Genomic DNA, 18,294 nt, shown 5'->3' with positions numbered 1-18,294 from the left:
CCTTTCGTGACTCTCTATTTACACAGCCCGCTGGACCCGGACACGGGTACCGGTGACTGCGATGATCCGAACTTTCGCGTTTTCTTCGATCGCTTCTTCCGCCATTGCCTGCCAGATCTCTCCCTCAAAGCGGACTTTGCCGCCGTTGTCGGGGTCGATCGCGGCGGTGACCAGCGCGGTTTTGCCGATCATGGCATCGACATTGGAATCATCCGATGGCTTGATCAACTTCTTGGCCGCCTTACGGCTGAGCGGAAGCAGCACGATCGTCACAATGATGAAAATCCCGATCTGCCAGTAATACTCCAGCGGATTGAGTTGCGCGTATACCCCGGCGGCTGCCGCGGCGATAGCAAAGGAAACGAATATGAGTGTTGGCGTGAACAGTTCGATGATCAGGAACACGACTGCCGCCGCCATCCATATCCAGAACATGGTTTCCACAGAGACTCCTTTCAATCGGGATGCTGGTGGTAACCCACCACAGCCTATTACTCAGCCAGGGGCGGAATATTCAGCGATTCTTTGTGAACAAAATCACCACTATATGTGGGTGAAAATCAACTAAAACCGCCAGTCGTTTGCGCGGGCACACCTCTGGTGTGCCCGGATGGACAGACCAAGACGGGCAGACGGGGACGTCTGCCGCGCAATTGTGGATTCCCCACCCCCTCTCGAGGCCCCCCCTTTGGGAGAAGGTGGCATGCGGGCAATCAAGTTCTTTAAAGAATTCAAATGGTCATGTCGCTGGGGGAATCAGCTTGACAGAAGTGACAATTCCGGACAAATTGGCGTCAGTATGCACGACCCACACCAGGAATTTTTCGATCTGGCCGCCGCCGAATGGGATCTGAAGTTTACTTCGGAAGACTTGGAGCGGCTATCCCACCTGGTGGCGAACCTTCCGGTCAAGCCCGGTATGGAGATCCTGGACCTTGGCTGTGGGACCGGAGTGCTGTTCGATATGTTGCGTCGCAGAGTGGGCGATAAGGGATCGGTGACGGGGGTCGACTTTTCAATCGCCATGGTCGAAATGGCGCACCGGAATTTTCCATTTGCGAATGTGTCGGTGGTGGATGCCGATGCCACGAGCCTTCCGTTCAGGGATTCGATCTTTGATCTGGGGGTCGCATTTTCGGCCTTTCCGCATTTCTCTGACCAGCAGAAGGCGCTCGATGAGGCGCATCGGGTACTCAAGACCGGGGCAAAGCTCTATATCATTCACCTGCAGTCCTCCAAAGAGATCGCGGCGATCCATCACCGGATTGGCGGCGCTGTCGACCAAGATCTCTTACCAACCGGCGAAAAGATGCGCCAGATGTTTCAGCAGAGCCATTTCACCGATATTCAGATAGAGGATCATCCCAACCTCTATGTTGCTTCGGCTACCAATGCCAAGTGACCCTGCGCCAGGCAGTCGTACTTCGGCCCCACGGTTTATCGCCTTTTCAGCTCTCTTCCTCGCGTTAGCGGTTCTTCTCCCGATTGGATTTCATGCCTTTGGTCTCGGCGGTCGGCTGTTTTTGCCCATGCATATACCGGTCTTGCTCGCCGGATTTATCGCCGGTCCGTACGCCGGGCTGATCATTGGACTTCTCGCGCCATCGCTCTCTTTCCTCCTGACCGGCATGCCGCCGACTTACGCGGTCCCGCTGATGTCGATGGAATTGCCGATGTACGGTCTGGTGGCCGGAATAACGTATCGCTCTCTGCACTTCAATATTTATGTCGCGCTGATTTTGGCGATGATCGTTGGGCGGCTGATGTTTGCGCTGGGATTGTTGCTGCTGGGCAATTTCATGGAACTTCCGTATTCCGCGGCACAGTTTTTCTCTGCCGGCGGAGCGGTGGTTGCCGGACTACCGGGGATCGCGGTGCAGTTGGTCATTATCCCGTTATTGGTGGCGGCGCTTAAGCGAACCCGCTTCGGTACGGAACTCCACTGATTTTGCTGGACGATTACTCTCCCGACGCTATCTTTAGTCCCAACCTGACAAGGAGATCGATCGTGCCAAGGGCCTGGGGCCGTATTCTGACTGTCTGTATCATACTTTTCTTTCCTGCGCTCGTTCAGGGAGGGATCGGATTTCGTTTTGAGCAACGGATTTCTCTCCCGAAACTGAAAGAGGCAGCCACGGTTACATTTGCCCAACCGGACAGCAGCAGTGCACCAATTCTCCTGGCGACGGACGGAAATCAGGTGATCGTTTATTCGGTGGAGCGGGATTCGCTCTTGTTTTCGCGGACGGTCGCACGCCAATATGAACGATGCCGACAGATCTTCCTTGCAGATATCAACCGGGATTCCATTCCCGACCTGATATGCGGACTTACCACCAAAAACAGATTTCGGGTGATCATGCTGGATGGTCGCTCTGGGTATCGTGATTCATCGGTGATTAGTTTTCCGGCATCGGCTGCAAACTGCGATGCTCCGAACCGAACGCTGGCAATAGTTGAACTGGGAAAAGACCATCGCTCTGAGCTGTTCATATCGGCAGATACCGGGAAGATCGACGGCAGGGCGCTTGGGTTCTCGCGGTTGTATCGGTCGTTTCCGCAATCTATCGGATGGAGTATCGACCGTTCGATTAAGAATCCATCCGTTATCAGTCTGGCCGACAAAAGTAGATTCATCTGGGGAGAAGCGTCCCCCTGCTCTCAGATCCCCTACTCTGCAAGTCACAAGTTGAATTCAACTGCCAGCGTGATATCGATCGATCCTGATGGAAAGATCGGCAAGTTTGGATTGGTCTATCCCAATCCGTGCGGTGCTTTGCCGCCGCAGTTTCATTCGATTGACCCGGTGCTTCGACTCAGCCGTTTTGATCCTTCCCGGATCACTCAGACGGAAATGATCACCGAGGCGGATCGGCAATTTCATTGCGGCGATGATACAACGGCTCAGCATCGGCGGACATTAAATTATTCATGGATGCACAACCCGGGCACGCTGGAGCATATTTGGTCCTGGGATCTGAACGCGCAGTATCACGATTTTCGTTTTATCCCGGGGTTTGTCGATCACTTTTTTGCGATGGATGAACGCGGGTTGGCGATGTTTCGACTGTCGGACGGAACAGTGGCTTCGCATCTCGACCAGATACCCGAAGGCGCGCGCGAATGGGTGCTTTCTAACAATGATGGCGTGCCGCGATTGCTCTGCGTCAACGGCAATGACCTCTCTCTTTACTCTCTGGACCTGACCACCGACACACCCGAAGACGGGGAGAATGGGTTACCGGTCAATTTTCAGATGTTGCGGCTTTACCCCAGTGCCATGGGATATGGATTGACCATACCAGTGGAGGTTCCCCGTCCCGGTCGATTGACTGTCCAGATACTGGATAAGAATAATAAGATCGTCGCGACTCTGATTGACGAGCAGTCCCTTCAGGAGCAGCGGATGCTGAATTGGGAAAGCAGAAATGCACCATCGGGGATCTATACGATCAGAGCGGTCTTCGATGGACAGACATTGACCCGCAAAGTACTGGTGATCAAGTAGCGCGACTACGGCGCGACGACTTCCACTTTGATCCGGTCAGGATCTTCAAAGAAGACTGCATACGAATCCGAACCGCCAGCATGCGGGTGCTTGTCATCATAAAGGATGGTGACACCCCGTTTGCGGAGCTCTGCCGTCAGTGTATCAATTTCGGCTCTGCTCTCCGCATGAAAGGCGAGATGATTCAGGCCGGTTCGGCATCGGTGATAAGGGATATTCTGGAAGCGAGGCTCGGTCTGAACAAACACTATATATGTGGAGCCGAGGATATAGCTGACCCCGCTCTCCCATACTTGATACTCGGAGTAACCAAAAAGCGGCAGCAACCAACCCCAGAACGCTTTACTCCGTTCCAGGTCGCTGACATAAAGTTCGACGTGGTGAAGCTGACCTCGTGCTGACATAAGAGGTCACGCCGATTTTGTCAGCACTTTGGTCGCAGGCTTTTCGCCGTTCGTCGGTTTCAGCATGTCTTTCAGAAACTGGCCGGTGTAGGAGTCCTTTACTTTCGCCACCATCTCGGGAGTTCCGGCCGCAATGATCCGACCGCCGGCATCCCCGCCCTCGGGGCCGATATCGATGATCCAGTCGGCAGTTTTGATAACATCGAGGTTATGCTCAATCACCAGCACGGTGTTGCCACGATTGACCAGCTCCTGCAAGACCTCGAGTAGCATCCGGATATCTTCGAAATGCAACCCAGTGGTCGGCTCGTCGAGGATATACAGCGTTTTGCCTGTCGCCATCTTGGAGAGCTCGGCCGCCAGTTTGACGCGTTGGGCCTCGCCGCCGGAGAGGGTGGTCGCCTGCTGTCCCAGTTTGATATAACCAAGCCCGACATTCAGCAGAGTCAGTAGTTTCTTTTTGATGCGCGGGATATGCTCAAAGAAAGCGACTCCCTCATCGACCGTCATGTCAAGAATGTCGGAGATCGATTTCCCCTTGTAGACAACCTCGAGCGTCTCGCGATTGTAACGTCTCCCCTTGCAGACCTCGCACGGTACATAGACATCCGGGAGGAAATGCATTTCGATCTTAATGATCCCATCCCCTTCGCATGCTTCGCACCGTCCACCGCGGACATTGAAGGAGAACCGTCCCGGCTGATAGCCACGCGCCTTGGCCTCCGGGAGTGTCGCAAACAGATCGCGGATCGGGGTGAAGAGGCCGGTGTATGTTGCCGGGTTGGAACGGGGCGTCCGACCGATCGGAGATTGATCGATATCGATCACCTTATCGATCAACTCGACTCCCTCGATCTTTTTGTATGGTAGAGAGGGGGTCCGGCTATTGTAGAAATGGCGCGCCAGAATGCGGAAGAGTGTTTCGTTCACCAACGTTGATTTACCCGAACCGGAGACTCCGGTCACGGCGACAAAAACGCCGAGCGGAATTTCGGTATCAACTGCTTTCAGATTATTGCCGGTGGCGCCGGTCAGTTTAAGGACATTGCCGTTAAATTCCCGCCGACGTTTCGGTGTCGGGATCTCCCGCGTGCCGGAAAGATACTGACCGGTGATCGATCGCTTGTTCCGTTTGATATCATCGGGGGTGCCGCTGGCGACTACTTCGCCGCCATGCACACCTGCACCCGGGCCAAGATCAAGCACGTAATCGGCGGCTTCAATCGTGTCGCGGTCATGTTCGACCACCAGCACCGTGTTGCCGATATCGCGCAATTCGCAGAGCGTGGCGAGTAGTTTCTGGTTGTCTCGCTGGTGCAGGCCGATAGAGGGTTCATCCAGAATGTAAAGTACACCGACTAGTCGTGAACCGATCTGGGTGGCAAGGCGAATGCGCTGAGCCTCGCCGCCGGAGAGGGTCGCAGCCGCACGGCTGAGTGTCAGGTAGTCGAGTCCAACATTGCAGAGGAATCCGAGCCGTTCTTTCACTTCTTTGAGTATCTGCTTGGCGATCGTTTTCTGGCGCGGGGTCAGATTGATGTCGGTGAAGAACTTGAAGGCCGACTTGATCGACATGTCACAAACCGAGTCGATCGTCTCACGGTCGATGATCACCGCGAGAGCCTCCGGTTTCAGTCGCGCCCCTTTGCAGGCGGGGCACTGCGACACTGTCATATAATGCTCGATCCAGGAGCGAACATCGGAGGATTCGGTTTGCCGGTAACGTCGCTCCAGATGCGGGATCACTCCCTCGAACTTGGAGCGGTAGGTGCCCGAGCCGGAACCTTTGCCGGAGACATGTTCATACTCAAACTTTATCTCTTCCTTGCCGGAACCATGCAGAACTACTTCGCGGATCTTCTCCGGGATCTGATTGAACGGAGTCGAGAATTTGAAATTGTAGTGAGCCGCGACCCCTTTGAGCATATACCGATACCAGTTGGACATATCGGCGCCCCCCCACGGGTGGATCGCGCCATTCCCGATCGAGAGTGTCGGGTCGGGAACTACCAGATCAGGGTCGATCTCCATCTTCTGCCCGAGACCATCACAAACCTTACAGGCGCCAAATGGCGAGTTGAACGAAAAGAGGCGCGGGGTTGGTTCTTCGTAACTGATATTACAGTTAAGACAGGCAAACTGCTCGGAATAAAGCAGGTCCTGGTTCTTGATATTAACGAGGACTGTCCCTTTTCCCATCTTGAGCGCAGTCTCGACCGAGTCAGCCAGGCGGCGTTTTGAACTGGCTTTGACCACCAGACGGTCAACGACTGCCTCGATCGAGTGCTTCTTGTTTTTCTCCAGCTCGATATCGTTTTCAGTTTCGACCACCTCGCCATTGATGCGGAGCCGGACAAACCCTTCGCGCTTGGCTTCATCGATAATGTCTTTATGCTCCCCTTTTTTGCCACGGATGAGCGGCGCAAGGATCATCAGGCGGGAGCCTTCCTCGAAACTGAGGATAGAGTCGACGATCTGCTCCACCGTCTGCTGGGTGATCGGTTGTCCGCATTTAACACAGTGCGGCACGCCGATACGGGCGAAGAGTAGTCGAAGGTAGTCGTAGATCTCAGTGACTGTGCCGACAGTCGAGCGTGGGTTTTTGGCAGTCCCCTTCTGTTCGATAGAGATCGCGGGAGAAAGCCCCTCGATGAAATCAACATCGGGTTTCTCCATCAGCCCGAGAAACTGCCGCGCATAGGCGGAGAGGGATTCGACATAGCGCCGCTGCCCTTCGGCGTAGATCGTGTCAAAGGCCAGCGAGGACTTGCCGGAACCGGAGAGGCCAGTGATAACCGTCATGGTGTCGCGCGGAATGCGGACATCGATATTCTTCAGGTTATGCTCGCGCGCCCCTTTGATATGCAGGAATTCTTTATTTTTTTGATAGCGGTCGCCGTTGCCAGCCATTCTTTTTGCTCCAGGAAAAGGTCAACCTGTAATATACCATCGACCGGGCCGGTCACCAAGGCCGATTCCGGTTTCCAGTGTCACATTTGTCCGCTCTGTAACACCAGATTTACCAATCAGTTCAGACGGATATTGTCCACCCCTGCGGCGTTGTTAGGGTTGCGTTTCTGCCGAAATAGCGTACTTTCTCTCCCAGAAAGAAGGACAACTATGGCTATCTTGCATGCGAAAATGAACTGGGGGGGCGGCCTCAAATTCACCGGCACCAGCGCGTTTGGTCATTCCATCACCACCGATATCGCCAAAGACAAGGGAGGGGATGAATCCGGTTATCGTCCAACGGAGTTAGTCTTATTCGCAGTCGCCGGATGTACTGGCGTGGATGTCGTCCGGATCCTCCAAAAACAGCGCCAAGAGCTGACCGGGCTGGAGATATCGGTTGAAGCACGCGATACCGAAGAACTCCCGAAATATTTTGAAACAGTGAATGTCACTTACCGGTTCAAGGGGAAGAATCTGGATTTGCACAAACTGGAGCAGGCTGTCGAACTTTCCGAGAGTAAATACTGCACCGTGAGCGAATCGCTGAAACAGAATGTAAAGGTAACGACATCAATTGAGATTCTCCCCGACTGAGAGGTAACGCGCATGAATATGGAATTTGCCCTGACCAAAACGACTGCCAAATCTATGGATGATGTTGTGGCGGCATTTGAGAAGATAGTGCCGGAACATCAGTTCCGCATCCTGCATACACACGATGTTCAGGCGACGCTGGCCGAAAAAGGGTTACATCGCGACCCGCTGAAAATCATCGAGATCTGCAATTCCGGTTTCGCCCATAAGGCGCTGCAGATCAATATGGATGTTGCTCTGTTTATGCCCTGCCGGTATACGGTATATATTGAGGCGGGGAAAACGATGGTCAGCCTGGCCAAGCCGACCATGATCAGCATGATGTTGCCACAAGCCGAGTTTAAGGCGCTGGCCGAGGATGTTGAGAATCGCTTGATCGCGATCATGAACGAAGCGATCAAGTAGAAGAGAGGATTCAGTTCGGCGGTTTTGTCTGCCGACATTAATAGTATGCTAAAACGACGATTGACCAGAGGTTTGCTGTTTGCGGCAGTAGGCGGTGGATTGGGACTCGCTGTCTCATACGTCTACGCTGCGTTCGGCTCCACCTGACAGATCATGTGCAGCCCATGGATCACGACGACCATGGGAATCGTGGCCGGTGCGGTCATGTCGTTTGAGGAAAAGCGAGAGAAGGAACCGGAGCAGAAGAATGCCGATCTTTGAGTACAAGTGTGCTGATTGTGGAGCGAAGTTTGATGAATTAGTCGGTTCGCCCGATGAGCAGGTCCCCTGCCCGAAATGCAAATCCGAGAAGACGGAAAAGCAGTTGTCGGTTTTTGCAGCCGCAGTCTCATCGGGAGGCGGCACTTTGCCAAGTATGCCCTCCTGCGCTCGCCCGGGTTGTGGTTCCGGCGGCTTTAGCTGAGCGAGTTGATTTTTACCAAGTGCGGTCGCACTTGATGGAAATACTGACGAAAATCCGACTGCTATCATTCACAGCCAACAGACTATTCCACTAGCTATTTCTGTTAGGAATATCAGCCCCAAACAGATTGGAATCACTACTGCTCGGGGTGGAGGCAGGCTCATTCCCACATCGCTCAATTAGGATGATCTCATCAGCTTCGGATCCGTTTGCTTCCAAGTTGCCATGCGAAATACGCGCCCAAGGAGACATCAAACGCCATACAGAAATCCGGCCAGAATTCCGGTACCCCCGGATTGTTGATGAGCGCTCCGTGGAAAATGTCGAAAATTCCGTGTCCCGCCAGGGCGACCATCACTATCCAGAGCGACTTCTTATAGCCGACAACTGCCGCAAGAATAAAGACCACGCCAACCAGTATCTCTATCAGCAGCGTGCTCGAGTCAGCGCCTATCACCGCAAACAGGGTGTAAAGGGAAGCGACGACGAAGGTCACAACTGCGTAGAAGGATCGGTCACGATCCCAACCGACACTGGTCGCCAAGACTGCTATTGCCGCCGCCAATAATGCTCCTACAAGTAGAGCCATAATGCACTCCCTTTACCACAATGAATTTGTGTGTCCCGACCAATGAAGTTACTGACAGCGGTATGGTCGAATGTGATCGTCGATCTGTCGTGAAGTTTTGCTCCCAATATGCGGGGTCGTCCGACTCGACATCGCTCGCCGGAATATATCCGGTGGTAGACCTTGGTCAAGGAGTAAATGGGCCCAAGAAGTCGTCTATTCGGCACCGGCTCTGGAATAGCATTGGGTGGTTCGAATCCGCTGAGCCTGTTTAGGTAGGTCGGGTTGAAGACGGCTTCACAAGACCGAAATGCGAGCTCTATACCAAATTGAGTCTGAAACCCGACAGCTTTTCAGCTAAACGAGTGTCGGGTTTCGCTCCGTGTGTCCTTGAGTCCAGGCTTCCTCTTGTGAATCCGCTCAACCCGACCTACAAATCAAGAAAACTCCCCCCTCCTTTTTCCTCGAATATCCCGGACATCCGGTAGTATATTCTCCTGTATCCGTCGGTTGTCCGACGGCACTTCCAAAAAGGAGATACCATGATGCTACCTGCACACTCTGCCACAGCCGGTGCTGCGGCGGCTGCCGCCGCTATTCAGGCGGCCAAAGCGATTGGAACGATCGTCAAGATCGATCCCACAGAATTCACGCGCATCCTCGGGAAGCTCGAGAATGGGCTGGTGGTACATGGGATCGGCGGGTTCTGGAAAAGAAACATCAGTACCTGACCAACTATAAGGGGATGTTTTTCTTCACCGAGACAGTGGATGCGTTGCCGTTGTCGTACAAGGTAGAGATAATCGAGGCGAAGAACATCTGGGTGCCGAGTATGTAGGGGCGGCCGATGGCCATTGAATTCAATTCACGCGTAGTGCGGGTCGGACATGCAGGATTCAAGTTCGCTGACGTCTTTATGTATCCTTGTATTTATTTCGCATTTCGATTTGCCGCATTATGGCATCGAGGTGCAGACTTCTGCTGCAGTCCTGAGTGGCGATTCGGCATCACTATTATTATGATTGGCCTCCTGCTAACAATAATGTTATGGACGATGATTCCTCAGGCTATCTGCGCTTTTCAGGCTAAGAGAGCAGGAGATTCTTCGGAGGCAACAAAGGGAAAGACTCCCTATTACATGAAACGGTCGCGGGGATACATCTTAGCCGGATTGGTTTTAGTTCCGATCCTGGAAGTGGTGCACCAACTCAGCTGTTGAGAGGTTGCTTCGTCGACCGCTCACTCCGCTCGCATGCTCCTCGCAATGACGTCGCAAGCTAGCGCGCACATGAGAAATTTGTAGGTCGGGTTGAAGGCGGCTTCACAAGTCTGGACTGACATCACAAGACTGACCGAAGCCTGAAACCCGACAGATTGTTGAACTATGAAGGACTGATAGCTTAATGAATACCAGCCTACAAGGTGAGAGCAGAACCGTAGACACTTCCTTGCTCATCAAGTTCCATCGAGCAGTCTCTATAGTTGGGTGTCTTATGTATGTCCTGGCCCGATCAGACTTCGGCGGGCTGCCTCCAACTTTACAAGAAATATTGAATAACAGTCTGATTCAAGGATCGCTGTTTTGGATAATGTTCGCGGCTGCCGTAGTTGGCGTTTGGTTCGGCAGGCGGTATAGCTCGCAACAGAGTGACAAGAAGTTCGGTCTGGTTTTTTCCGGAGAAACCTACAGACTAGCCAATTTCAAACCTTACCTAGTTTTTCTTGCGTTCATCGCAGTTTTTGAATTGGTGGTCCTCATTTTTCGTCTTGCAGGCTAAGCGTCGTAGGTCAGGAAGAAATTGTCGGGCTTCGCTACGTGAATCCTTGAGTTCAAGCCTTCGCTTGTGAATCCGCTCAACCCGACCTACATCACGACCCCGCATTTCCACCAACCAATTCCGTTGTATTTGTCAAGCGCAATCGACAGCACGAAAAATTCTCTCTCCTCATTTGCGCTTTGGCCGTTGACAGCGCCGAACCGGTTACCGTATTTTCCGGCCATGGAACAGTTTTTTCTCTGCGCCTGCTGTGGCGAAGAAAACGACATCACGATCGACCAGCTCGAGGGTGATAACCAGGAGTTCGTGCAGGACTGCTCAGTCTGCTGCCGACCCAACGTCATTATCGCGAAGTTTAATTACCACTCTAATGAGTTCGACCTCGAGGTATATCAGGAAGATGTAGGGTAGGCGCTATGTCCAGGCTTCGCCTTATCGGCACTGGACTTTTCGCCGCCGCGCTGCTGACCCGACTGGGGTTCTACTTCCTGACCGGCTACACAGCCGATGACGCTTTCATCACTTTTCGGTACGCTGAACAGATCGCTCTCGGGAATGGGTTCGTTTATAATATAGGCGAACGGGTCCTTGGGACTACCACTCCGCTCTTCACGTTACTGCTGGCTATCACTACTTTGCTGCGTATCCCGGTTATCTGGGGAGCGCTGGCTATCTCTTTGGTCGCGTCCGGCTTGACCGCTGTAGTGCTCTACAAGTTCGCACGGGCACTTCGGTTTACGCATCTGGCGATCCTTCCGGCCGCGCTTTATATCGGATTCCCCCGGTCCATTCCGGCGGAGATATCCGGGATGGAGACGGCGTTCTTTACGCTTCTGGTGATCTCGGCCTTCTATTTCCAGCATCGCAAGTTAGGTATCTACGCGCTTGGTATGGCGACCCTTGCTTCGGTCACACGTCCTGAGGGGATCGGGCTGTTGGGATTGTTGCTGGCCTACAATCTCTGGCAGGATAGGTCATCCTGGCTTCGGATGCTCTTCACTCCGGTCATGATTCTCGGCCCCTGGCTCCTTTTCTCCTGGCAATATTTCGGTTCGATCATCCCGCACTCTGTCACTGCCAAACTGGCGCTGTATAGCCAGTTCGGCACTATGCCACCGACTGAGGCACTGGTTTATCTATTGTATCTCTCTTCTCCCTTTGGATGGATCACGCTGGTCCTGTTGCTGATTGGCGCGTGGGAGTTGAATCGGTCGCAGAATGCCGGCCAACTGGAACTGACCTGGCTGGTTGGGATCTTCCTTTTCTTCTCCTTGAGCAGGACACATCTCTTTCATTGGTATATCACGCCGATCTATCCGGTATTTCTGATCTTTGTCGCGGCGGGGATCAACTACCTCTATGGCCGCATCCGGATCGCACCGTCGAGAAGTGCCGAACTGGGGGATTGGATCGGTGTGGCGGCCATGGTCGGTTTGATGGCGCTGGCCTTTACGCAGGTCAGTTATTACCGGGAGATGCAACAGACTACCGAGCGCGTGCATCGGGAGATCGGGACTTACTTATTTGCGCAAGCACCTCCGGATGCGATTGTCGCGGCGGAAGATATCGGGTATATCGGCTACTACTCGAAGAGGAACATACTTGACCGGGATGGGCTGGTCTCGCCGATCGCGGTGGAATACAATCGGACTGGGCGCTATTTCGATCTGGTCAATGATACCCGCCCGCAGTATCTGGTAGCCTCGATTGACTCCCCCATCAGCAGGTTTATTGATGACGAGAACTTTCTTGTGCAATATCATGAACTTAGGCGGTTTTCCGACCGTACCACCGAATATCGGGTCTACCAGCGTCGATAGTCTGGCCGACCGAAAGATAGAGGAGCAGTCATGAGTTCAGCAGTCAAGATTCGACGGTCCCGCATGGAGGACCTTCTCCCCGCTTTCAAGATGGTTGAGAGATCATTCAATCATCTTCGGAAAAAGCACTCGATGAAACCGATCAAGTTCCCCCTGCAGGAACTTCCGCCGGTGCAGAAACATCTTTTCGCGACTGATGGAGAGCGGTCCTGGTGCGCCTGGAAGGGGAATAAGATAGTTGGCTACACGCATGCGCTCCTTCGCGGCAAGCAGTGGTATCTGGGGTATCTGTTCATCGATCCGACCTTGCAGGACAAGGGAGTTGGGCGGAAACTGCTCGAAAAGGTCTATGTGAAAAGGCCGGGAATGACGCACGCGCTCTGCACTTTCTCTTACAATATGCAGGCAGTCGGTATCTACTCGCAGTTCGGGATGGTCCCGATTCAAGGGCTTGCCTGGCTGGGACGACATCCCTCAAAGATCAAGATGCCAAAGCCAACTGGGCTTCAGGCTTCAACCAAGTTGAGTGCGGCCGACCTGAAATGGATCATGTCGCTGGAAAAGAAAGTCCGCGGCTACGAACGGGCGGTCGAGTGGAAATTCTGGACCAGTAACGAACACTTTGAGCCGTTCCTCTTCCGCGACAAAGGGAAGCGGGTCGCGTATGGCCTGATTTACAAGAAAATGGGGATCGGACCGATCGGGGCGGTCAATAACGACTACATGGTCAAAGCGGCTGCCGAATTGATCCGTCGGACCAATCCATCCAAAAAGGAAGAGATCTCGATCTGGGTGCCGACCGAAAATATCCCGCTCTACCAGTTTATGATCAAATCTGGGTTCAGGCTGGGGGAGATCGCGGTCTTTATGTCAGACAAATCCTATACAGACTTCCAACGCTATTGCCCAACCCATCTGGCGATCTTCTAAACTGACTTTTTCGGAGGCAGATGGTTGGTCTGCCTCCGTTAAAGAGGACTGGGGCGGTCATTTTCATGTATTCTCAAGCCTACGTTCAAAACAGGGCAATATCTATCGAAGTTGTTGTGTCACAAAAGTTACAATCCCGCTTTGGTTATCTTCGATATTACATAATTCTGGTGTCTGCGGAATAGAACCGTTATATTTGAGCGTGATTACCAAAAAGACTGAATATGCTATTCGCGCATTGTGGGAGCTGGCACACAACCCAAGTGAGCTCGCAACCGCCAACCAGATCGCGCAGCGCCAGTCGATCCCGCCGAAGTATCTGCCGCAAATTATTTCCGAATTGAGTCGCGCGGGGCTCATTCTGTCGGTGCGAGGGTATGGTGGTGGCGTAAAGCTGAGTCGCCCCCCACGAGAGATCTCGTTGCTGCAAGTTATCGAGGCAATGCAGGGGAAACTAACGATGTTTGAATGCCAAATCGGCAACTACGAATGTGTCAATCTCCCCAACTGCGAGTTGCAGTGCACTTATGGGAAGGCCCAGACCGCCCTCGAACGAGTCTTCCGGGAAACAAAACTCTCGGACATTCGGTTCAAGCAGCAAACGAGAGGACGCGATGGTCACTAAAGAAACTGTTCTGCACATCCTGAGCGGAATCGAAGACCCTGAACTGAAGCGGCCGTTGACCGAACTTGACATGGTCAAGTTCGTGGAGATCGACGGCGGCGCGGTTACGGTCGGTATTACCCTGACTGTTCCGGGATGCCCGCTCAAGGATAAGATCACCCAGGATGTTACTGCCGGTGTTCGGCTTATCCCCGAAGTAACTTCGGTCAAGGTCGTATTCGACGTGATGACCGATGAACAGCGCACGCGGTTACGCGAGAAGTTGGGATTCGGAAAAGCTCCCGGACGTGAACCTGCCACTATCATTAATTTCGCCAAACGCTTTATCGCCGTTTCATCCGGCAAGGGTGGAGTCGGTAAGTCGACAGTGACAGTGAATGTCGCCTCGGCGCTGGCACGACTGGGAAAAAAAGTCGGACTGCTCGATGCCGATGTGTATGGATTCTCCATTCCCCGCATGCTCGGGGTGCACGGTCAGCCGACCATTATCGATGACAAGATCGTCCCGCTCCGCAAAGGGGATAATCTCCAGGTCGTGTCGATGGGATTTTTCGTCAACGAAGATGATCCGGTTATCTGGCGGGGCCCGATGCTGCACAAGGCGATCAATCAGTTCTTGACCGACGTTATGTGGGATGATCTGGATTATCTCTTTCTGGATCTTCCGCCCGGAACCGGCGATGTGACGCTGACGATCGCGCAGGCAATCCCAGCCGCGGAACTACTAGTGGTCACTACGCCTCAGGCAACGGCCACACATGTGGCAGGACGCGTGGCGAAACTTGCCGAACGCACGCATCTTCGCGTGATCGGTGTGATCGAAAACATGGCTTATTTCGAAACGAACGGTCAGCGCGAGTATATTTTCGGAAAGAATGGCGGCAAGGAACTGGCGAAGCGCCTTGGTGTCGATCTGCTTGGCGAGATTCCGTTGCAGGTGTCAATTCGTGAGGGAGCGGATTCAGGCCGACCGGCGGCACTTCAGGGAGATGCGCAACAGATCAAGATGTTCGAGGAGATCGCTCGCGCGATAGAACAGACTGAATAGCGATAACCGTTTGTGATTCATTCCGGTTGTCCACAGGGGAATGTAAATGTGCGACGCGTTGGTCCGACGCGTCGCTTTCTTTTCCACGGCCGTGTCGGCCTAACGTTGTATCAATCAACTAATTCAAAATTGTGTGAATTATTTGTTAGCTGCCGCTTGACGTCTATCCACATGACCTGATTATTAGCTCAGCGATGAAATTGATTGATTCACATGATGTTAATGAACTGTGGATAGTTTCTAGCCGCTCTGCTAAGCTCTTTTGCGACAGAGTGATTTTCTGAATCTTATTAACACTGACATGTTGACAAATTTGTGGGAATAGGTGGGCAGCATTTTGCTCCGGGATGGTAATCGACTGCTCGCGAAAGGATTCAAAGCAACCACCCATGTTGATAACTGACCCAGGGAGGAGCGCACATTGCTCGAAGTAAGTTCCAACTCTCAACAGTGGACCGATTGCCTTAAGTACATGGCACGTCGGGTCAAAGAACAATCCTTTAACATCTGGCTGCGCAACACGCGGGGAGAACCGAACGGGAATGGCGAGTTCAAGATCGCTGTCCCGAATCAATTTGTCGCCGACTGGATCAACAGTCATTTCCGCGACATTATCGAAGAATCGTTTACAGAGGTTCTCGGGCATCGCTATCAGCCCGTCTATATCATTACGGCGCAGCAGGAGGCGGTGGATCAAGTGGCGATCAATTTTGAGTCCCCAGTTCCGATGTCGCTCCCGCCGGCGGCATCCAACGGCCACCATAATCTGAATCGTCGATATAACTTCGACACGCTGGTGGTCGGCGACTTTAACTCTTTTGCCTGTGCTGCCGCACGAGCGGTCGCGGAGGCACCCGGGATGAACCGGTACAATCCGTTGCTCATTTATGGCGGCACTGGTCTCGGGAAAACACACATTGTCCAGGCGATCGGCAATTATATTGTCGATCAGTTCCCGACTCGTCGGGTGATGTATGCGACCTCGGAGAAGTTCACCTCGGACTTCATCGCGGCGATCACGGACCGCACGATCTCGGACTTTTCCAAGATGTATCGGGATGTTGATCTCTTGATAATCGACGACATCCAGTTCTTCACCGGGAAGGAATCGACGCAGGAGCAATTCTTCCACACCTTCAACTCGCTCTACCACAGCGGAAAGCAGATCATTTTGACATCTGACCGTCCGCCGCGGGAGATTAAAGGATTGGAAGAGCGGCTGCTGTCTCGCTTTTCGATGGGACTGGTGACCGATCTGCAGGCCCCGGATCTGGAAAACCGTACCGCCATCCTGCTGAAGAAGCTGGAGACGGAGGGTACCTCGATGCCCGATGCGGTGGTGACCTATATTGCCGACCAAGTCACCTCAAACGTCAGAGAGCTTGAAGGCGCCTTGATTCGTGTGCTGGCGTATGCATCGATGAAGAAGGTTGCGGTCGACCTGGAGATGGCCCAGAAGGTGCTGGGTGACCTCCTGGACAAGCAGAAGAAGGAAGTGACGATCGAGGCGATCCAGAAAGAGTCGGCCAGACATATGGGAATCGAGATCGCGATGATGACGGCCAAGAAAAAGACCGCCAAGATCGCGCTGGCTCGCCAGGTGGCGATGTATCTCTGTCGTTCTCTGACGGACAATTCGCTCAAATCGATCGGCGCCGCCTTTGGTGGACGCGATCATTCCACGGTCATTCATGCCTGTGATCTGATCTCACAGCGAATGGCGGCGGATGCGACTTTTCGAGAGAAAATCGACAAGATCTCAGCGTCATTATTGTATTAACAAAGGATGTGAGTAAGCATGTGTACCCGCTCTGGACAACTTAACTTCTGTATCTTCTGTGGATAACTGGATGAGTTGGCCGAGTACTGTACACAAAGAGTGTTGGGATCGTAGAGCGGTTGTTACTCTCCTTAAGAAGATGCACAACAACAACAAAGTGATTCCGGCGACAATAGAAATGACCTTTTTGCACAAACTAACAGCCCTTATTACCAGTATTCCATATATATCTCAGTCTAATTATGAGATTATGTGTGGGGAACACGGGAGACTTGCTTCATGAAATTCTCTTTGCCAAAATCTCGTTTGAGTGGCGCACTGCAATCTATTCTGCAGGTCGTACCGACCAAATCGACCTTACCCATTCTCACCAATATCCTGTTTGAGGCGCTGGAGAATAAACTGAAGCTCTCTGCTACCGATCTGGATATTTCAATTACCGCCACGGTGGAATGCACGGTGGCTAAACGCGGCTCTGTCGCCCTGCCGGCCCGAATCCTGTTTGAGATCATTCGTGAACTTCCCGAAGCTGAGATAACATTCGAGGCGGTTGGAAATCGGGTGGAGATGAAGATTCCGAATGGCGCGTACAAGATCGCCGCGGTTTCGCCGGATGACTTCCCGAAACTTCCGACTATCAATACCAAAAAAGAGATCCGTATCGAGTCTGCGGATTTCATCAGGATGATCCGCAAGACCACTTTTGCCTGTTCGACCGATGAGACTCGTCCAGCGTTGAATGGAGTCCTCTGGCAGACCAAGGGTGAGCGGACTCAGATGGTCGCCACCGATGGTCACCGCTTGGCTCGCATCTCAGTCAATAACAGCAAATTGAAAGCGATGACCGAGGATCTGATCATTCCGCCGAAAGTACTCAATCTGATTCCGAAATTCGTCGAAGACAGCCAGAAGGATATTGGGGTGATCTTCGGAGAAAACAGCATCATCTTTAATCTCGACAGTATCGTGCTGACCTCGCGGTTGATTGAGGGTCCTTATCCGAATTTCGAGCAGGTCATTCCTGCAACCAACGACAAGAAGATGATCGTGGCGAAAGATGATCTGGCCGGCGCGGTCCGACGGGTCTCCATTCTTTCCAACGCACTGACTCACCAGGTTCGCTTTTCGATAAAAAGGGGGTCGCTTACTTTGGCGACCAATAATCAGGATGTCGGTGGTGAAGGACGCGAGGTGCTGGATTGCGACTACACTGGCGAAGCTGTAGAGATCGGATATAACTCGCAGTATGTGAATGATATTCTGTCCCGCATCGATGGCAACGAAGTCATCTTTGAGCTTTCTTCGCCGGTCGCCGCGGGGTTGGTATATAGCCCGGAGACCAGCAAGGAAGATTTCCTTTGCCTGGTGATGCCGCTGAGGCTGGCAGAGTAGTTGGCTGAACGGTCGACTGCGGATGCA

The 18,294-nt window shown here is 52.9% G+C and carries 18 protein-coding genes; 14 read left to right on the top strand and 4 right to left on the bottom strand.

Translation table 11 applies throughout. From position 1 onward, the window contains the following. Positions 1–18: 18 nt before the first annotated feature. Complete coding sequence (locus IPH75_07505; protein ID MBK7141910.1) at positions 19–435, bottom strand: NfeD family protein; 417 nt, start codon at positions 433–435, stop codon at positions 19–21. Positions 436–703: 268 nt separating this feature from the next. Here IPH75_07505 and IPH75_07500 point away from each other — a divergent pair, with 268 nt between their 5' ends. The 3 genes from IPH75_07500 (at position 704) to IPH75_07490 (ending at position 3,508) form a co-directional block, all read left to right on the top strand. After that, the gene (locus IPH75_07500) at positions 704–1,402 is read left to right on the top strand and encodes a class I SAM-dependent methyltransferase (GenBank protein ID MBK7141909.1); all 699 of its coding nucleotides are present in this window, start codon (positions 704–706) and stop codon (positions 1,400–1,402) included. Then, positions 1,392–1,946: an ECF transporter S component gene (locus IPH75_07495; protein ID MBK7141908.1), complete on the top strand. Its 555-nt coding sequence runs from the start codon at positions 1,392–1,394 to the stop codon at positions 1,944–1,946. The genes IPH75_07500 and IPH75_07495 overlap by 11 nt, the downstream gene beginning before the upstream one ends. A gap of 62 nt (positions 1,947–2,008) precedes the next feature. Continuing rightward, a complete protein-coding gene (locus tag IPH75_07490) occupies positions 2,009–3,508 on the top strand; it encodes a hypothetical protein (protein MBK7141907.1) in 1,500 nt (499 codons plus the stop codon). 5 nt (positions 3,509–3,513) lie between these two features. Here IPH75_07490 and IPH75_07485 read toward each other — a convergent pair whose 3' ends face one another. Together IPH75_07485 and uvrA are read right to left on the bottom strand one after the other, a co-directional pair. Continuing rightward, the gene (locus tag IPH75_07485) at positions 3,514–3,912 is read right to left on the bottom strand and encodes a VOC family protein (GenBank protein MBK7141906.1); all 399 of its coding nucleotides are present in this window, start codon (positions 3,910–3,912) and stop codon (positions 3,514–3,516) included. A gap of 6 nt (positions 3,913–3,918) precedes the next feature. Beyond that, entirely contained in the window at positions 3,919–6,822 is a 2,904-nt protein-coding gene (uvrA, locus tag IPH75_07480) for an excinuclease ABC subunit UvrA (GenBank protein ID MBK7141905.1), read from the bottom strand. A gap of 210 nt (positions 6,823–7,032) precedes the next feature. Between uvrA and IPH75_07475 the strand changes: the two genes are divergently transcribed. The 3 genes from IPH75_07475 (at position 7,033) to IPH75_07465 (ending at position 8,326) form a co-directional block, all read left to right on the top strand. Further along, on the top strand, positions 7,033–7,458 hold the full coding sequence (locus tag IPH75_07475; GenBank protein ID MBK7141904.1) for an OsmC family protein: 426 nt from the start codon (positions 7,033–7,035) through the stop codon (positions 7,456–7,458). Positions 7,459–7,470: 12 nt separating this feature from the next. After that, positions 7,471–7,863 (top strand): DUF302 domain-containing protein, encoded by a 393-nt coding sequence (locus tag IPH75_07470; protein ID MBK7141903.1) that lies wholly within the window; start codon positions 7,471–7,473, stop codon positions 7,861–7,863. Between the two features lie 247 nt (positions 7,864–8,110). Continuing rightward, positions 8,111–8,326, top strand: a complete 216-nt coding sequence (locus tag IPH75_07465) for a zinc ribbon domain-containing protein (protein ID MBK7141902.1) — start codon at positions 8,111–8,113, stop codon at positions 8,324–8,326. 193 nt (positions 8,327–8,519) lie between these two features. Here IPH75_07465 and IPH75_07460 read toward each other — a convergent pair whose 3' ends face one another. After that, positions 8,520–8,915 carry a hypothetical protein gene (locus tag IPH75_07460; protein MBK7141901.1) on the bottom strand — a complete coding sequence of 132 codons (396 nt, stop codon included), beginning with the start codon at positions 8,913–8,915 and terminating at the stop codon, positions 8,520–8,522. Between the two features lie 521 nt (positions 8,916–9,436). Here IPH75_07460 and IPH75_07455 point away from each other — a divergent pair. From IPH75_07455 to dnaN, 8 genes are all read left to right on the top strand, one after another. Then, positions 9,437–9,625: a hypothetical protein gene (locus IPH75_07455; protein ID MBK7141900.1), complete on the top strand. Its 189-nt coding sequence runs from the start codon at positions 9,437–9,439 to the stop codon at positions 9,623–9,625. Positions 9,626–10,894: 1,269 nt separating this feature from the next. Further along, positions 10,895–11,083 (top strand): CPXCG motif-containing cysteine-rich protein, encoded by a 189-nt coding sequence (locus IPH75_07450; GenBank protein MBK7141899.1) that lies wholly within the window; start codon positions 10,895–10,897, stop codon positions 11,081–11,083. Positions 11,084–11,088: 5 nt separating this feature from the next. Continuing rightward, positions 11,089–12,492: a hypothetical protein gene (locus tag IPH75_07445; protein ID MBK7141898.1), complete on the top strand. Its 1,404-nt coding sequence runs from the start codon at positions 11,089–11,091 to the stop codon at positions 12,490–12,492. 30 nt (positions 12,493–12,522) lie between these two features. Next, a complete protein-coding gene (locus IPH75_07440; GenBank protein MBK7141897.1) occupies positions 12,523–13,422 on the top strand; it encodes a GNAT family N-acetyltransferase in 900 nt (299 codons plus the stop codon). Positions 13,423–13,624: 202 nt separating this feature from the next. Continuing rightward, positions 13,625–14,047, top strand: a complete 423-nt coding sequence (locus IPH75_07435; protein ID MBK7141896.1) for an Rrf2 family transcriptional regulator — start codon at positions 13,625–13,627, stop codon at positions 14,045–14,047. Further along, on the top strand, positions 14,037–15,095 hold the full coding sequence (locus tag IPH75_07430) for an Mrp/NBP35 family ATP-binding protein (GenBank protein MBK7141895.1): 1,059 nt from the start codon (positions 14,037–14,039) through the stop codon (positions 15,093–15,095). The genes IPH75_07435 and IPH75_07430 overlap by 11 nt, the downstream gene beginning before the upstream one ends. A 472-nt stretch (positions 15,096–15,567) precedes the next feature. After that, the gene (gene dnaA / locus IPH75_07425; GenBank protein ID MBK7141894.1) at positions 15,568–16,875 is read left to right on the top strand and encodes a chromosomal replication initiator protein DnaA; all 1,308 of its coding nucleotides are present in this window, start codon (positions 15,568–15,570) and stop codon (positions 16,873–16,875) included. 279 nt (positions 16,876–17,154) lie between these two features. Continuing rightward, complete coding sequence (dnaN, locus tag IPH75_07420) at positions 17,155–18,267, top strand: DNA polymerase III subunit beta (GenBank protein MBK7141893.1); 1,113 nt, start codon at positions 17,155–17,157, stop codon at positions 18,265–18,267. Positions 18,268–18,294: the final 27 nt, after the last annotated feature.

Source organism: bacterium, from assembly GCA_016708025.1.
Lineage (GTDB): Bacteria > Zixibacteria > MSB-5A5 > GN15 > FEB-12 > FEB-12.
The sequence above is the reverse complement of the archived record's forward strand: the minus strand, read 5'-3'. Positions and strand labels throughout refer to the sequence as shown.

Excerpts from the sequence above, each read along its gene's own strand:
- uvrA (MBK7141905.1), bottom strand. The coding sequence starts at position 6,822 with ATGGCTGGCAACGGCGACCGCTATCAAAAAAATAAAGAATTCCTGCAT.
- dnaA (MBK7141894.1), top strand. The coding sequence starts at position 15,568 with ATGGCACGTCGGGTCAAAGAACAATCCTTTAACATCTGGCTGCGCAAC.
- IPH75_07445 (MBK7141898.1), top strand. The coding sequence starts at position 11,089 with ATGTCCAGGCTTCGCCTTATCGGCACTGGACTTTTCGCCGCCGCGCTG.
- IPH75_07465 (MBK7141902.1), top strand. The coding sequence starts at position 8,111 with ATGCCGATCTTTGAGTACAAGTGTGCTGATTGTGGAGCGAAGTTTGAT.
- IPH75_07495 (MBK7141908.1), top strand. The coding sequence starts at position 1,392 with ATGCCAAGTGACCCTGCGCCAGGCAGTCGTACTTCGGCCCCACGGTTT.
- IPH75_07475 (MBK7141904.1), top strand. The coding sequence starts at position 7,033 with ATGGCTATCTTGCATGCGAAAATGAACTGGGGGGGCGGCCTCAAATTC.
- IPH75_07460 (MBK7141901.1), bottom strand. The coding sequence starts at position 8,915 with ATGGCTCTACTTGTAGGAGCATTATTGGCGGCGGCAATAGCAGTCTTG.
- IPH75_07450 (MBK7141899.1), top strand. The coding sequence starts at position 10,895 with ATGGAACAGTTTTTTCTCTGCGCCTGCTGTGGCGAAGAAAACGACATC.
- IPH75_07500 (MBK7141909.1), top strand. The coding sequence starts at position 704 with ATGCGGGCAATCAAGTTCTTTAAAGAATTCAAATGGTCATGTCGCTGG.
- IPH75_07470 (MBK7141903.1), top strand. The coding sequence starts at position 7,471 with ATGAATATGGAATTTGCCCTGACCAAAACGACTGCCAAATCTATGGAT.
- IPH75_07430 (MBK7141895.1), top strand. The coding sequence starts at position 14,037 with ATGGTCACTAAAGAAACTGTTCTGCACATCCTGAGCGGAATCGAAGAC.
- IPH75_07440 (MBK7141897.1), top strand. The coding sequence starts at position 12,523 with ATGAGTTCAGCAGTCAAGATTCGACGGTCCCGCATGGAGGACCTTCTC.
- IPH75_07485 (MBK7141906.1), bottom strand. The coding sequence starts at position 3,912 with ATGTCAGCACGAGGTCAGCTTCACCACGTCGAACTTTATGTCAGCGAC.
- IPH75_07455 (MBK7141900.1), top strand. The coding sequence starts at position 9,437 with ATGATGCTACCTGCACACTCTGCCACAGCCGGTGCTGCGGCGGCTGCC.
- IPH75_07505 (MBK7141910.1), bottom strand. The coding sequence starts at position 435 with ATGTTCTGGATATGGATGGCGGCGGCAGTCGTGTTCCTGATCATCGAA.
- dnaN (MBK7141893.1), top strand. The coding sequence starts at position 17,155 with ATGAAATTCTCTTTGCCAAAATCTCGTTTGAGTGGCGCACTGCAATCT.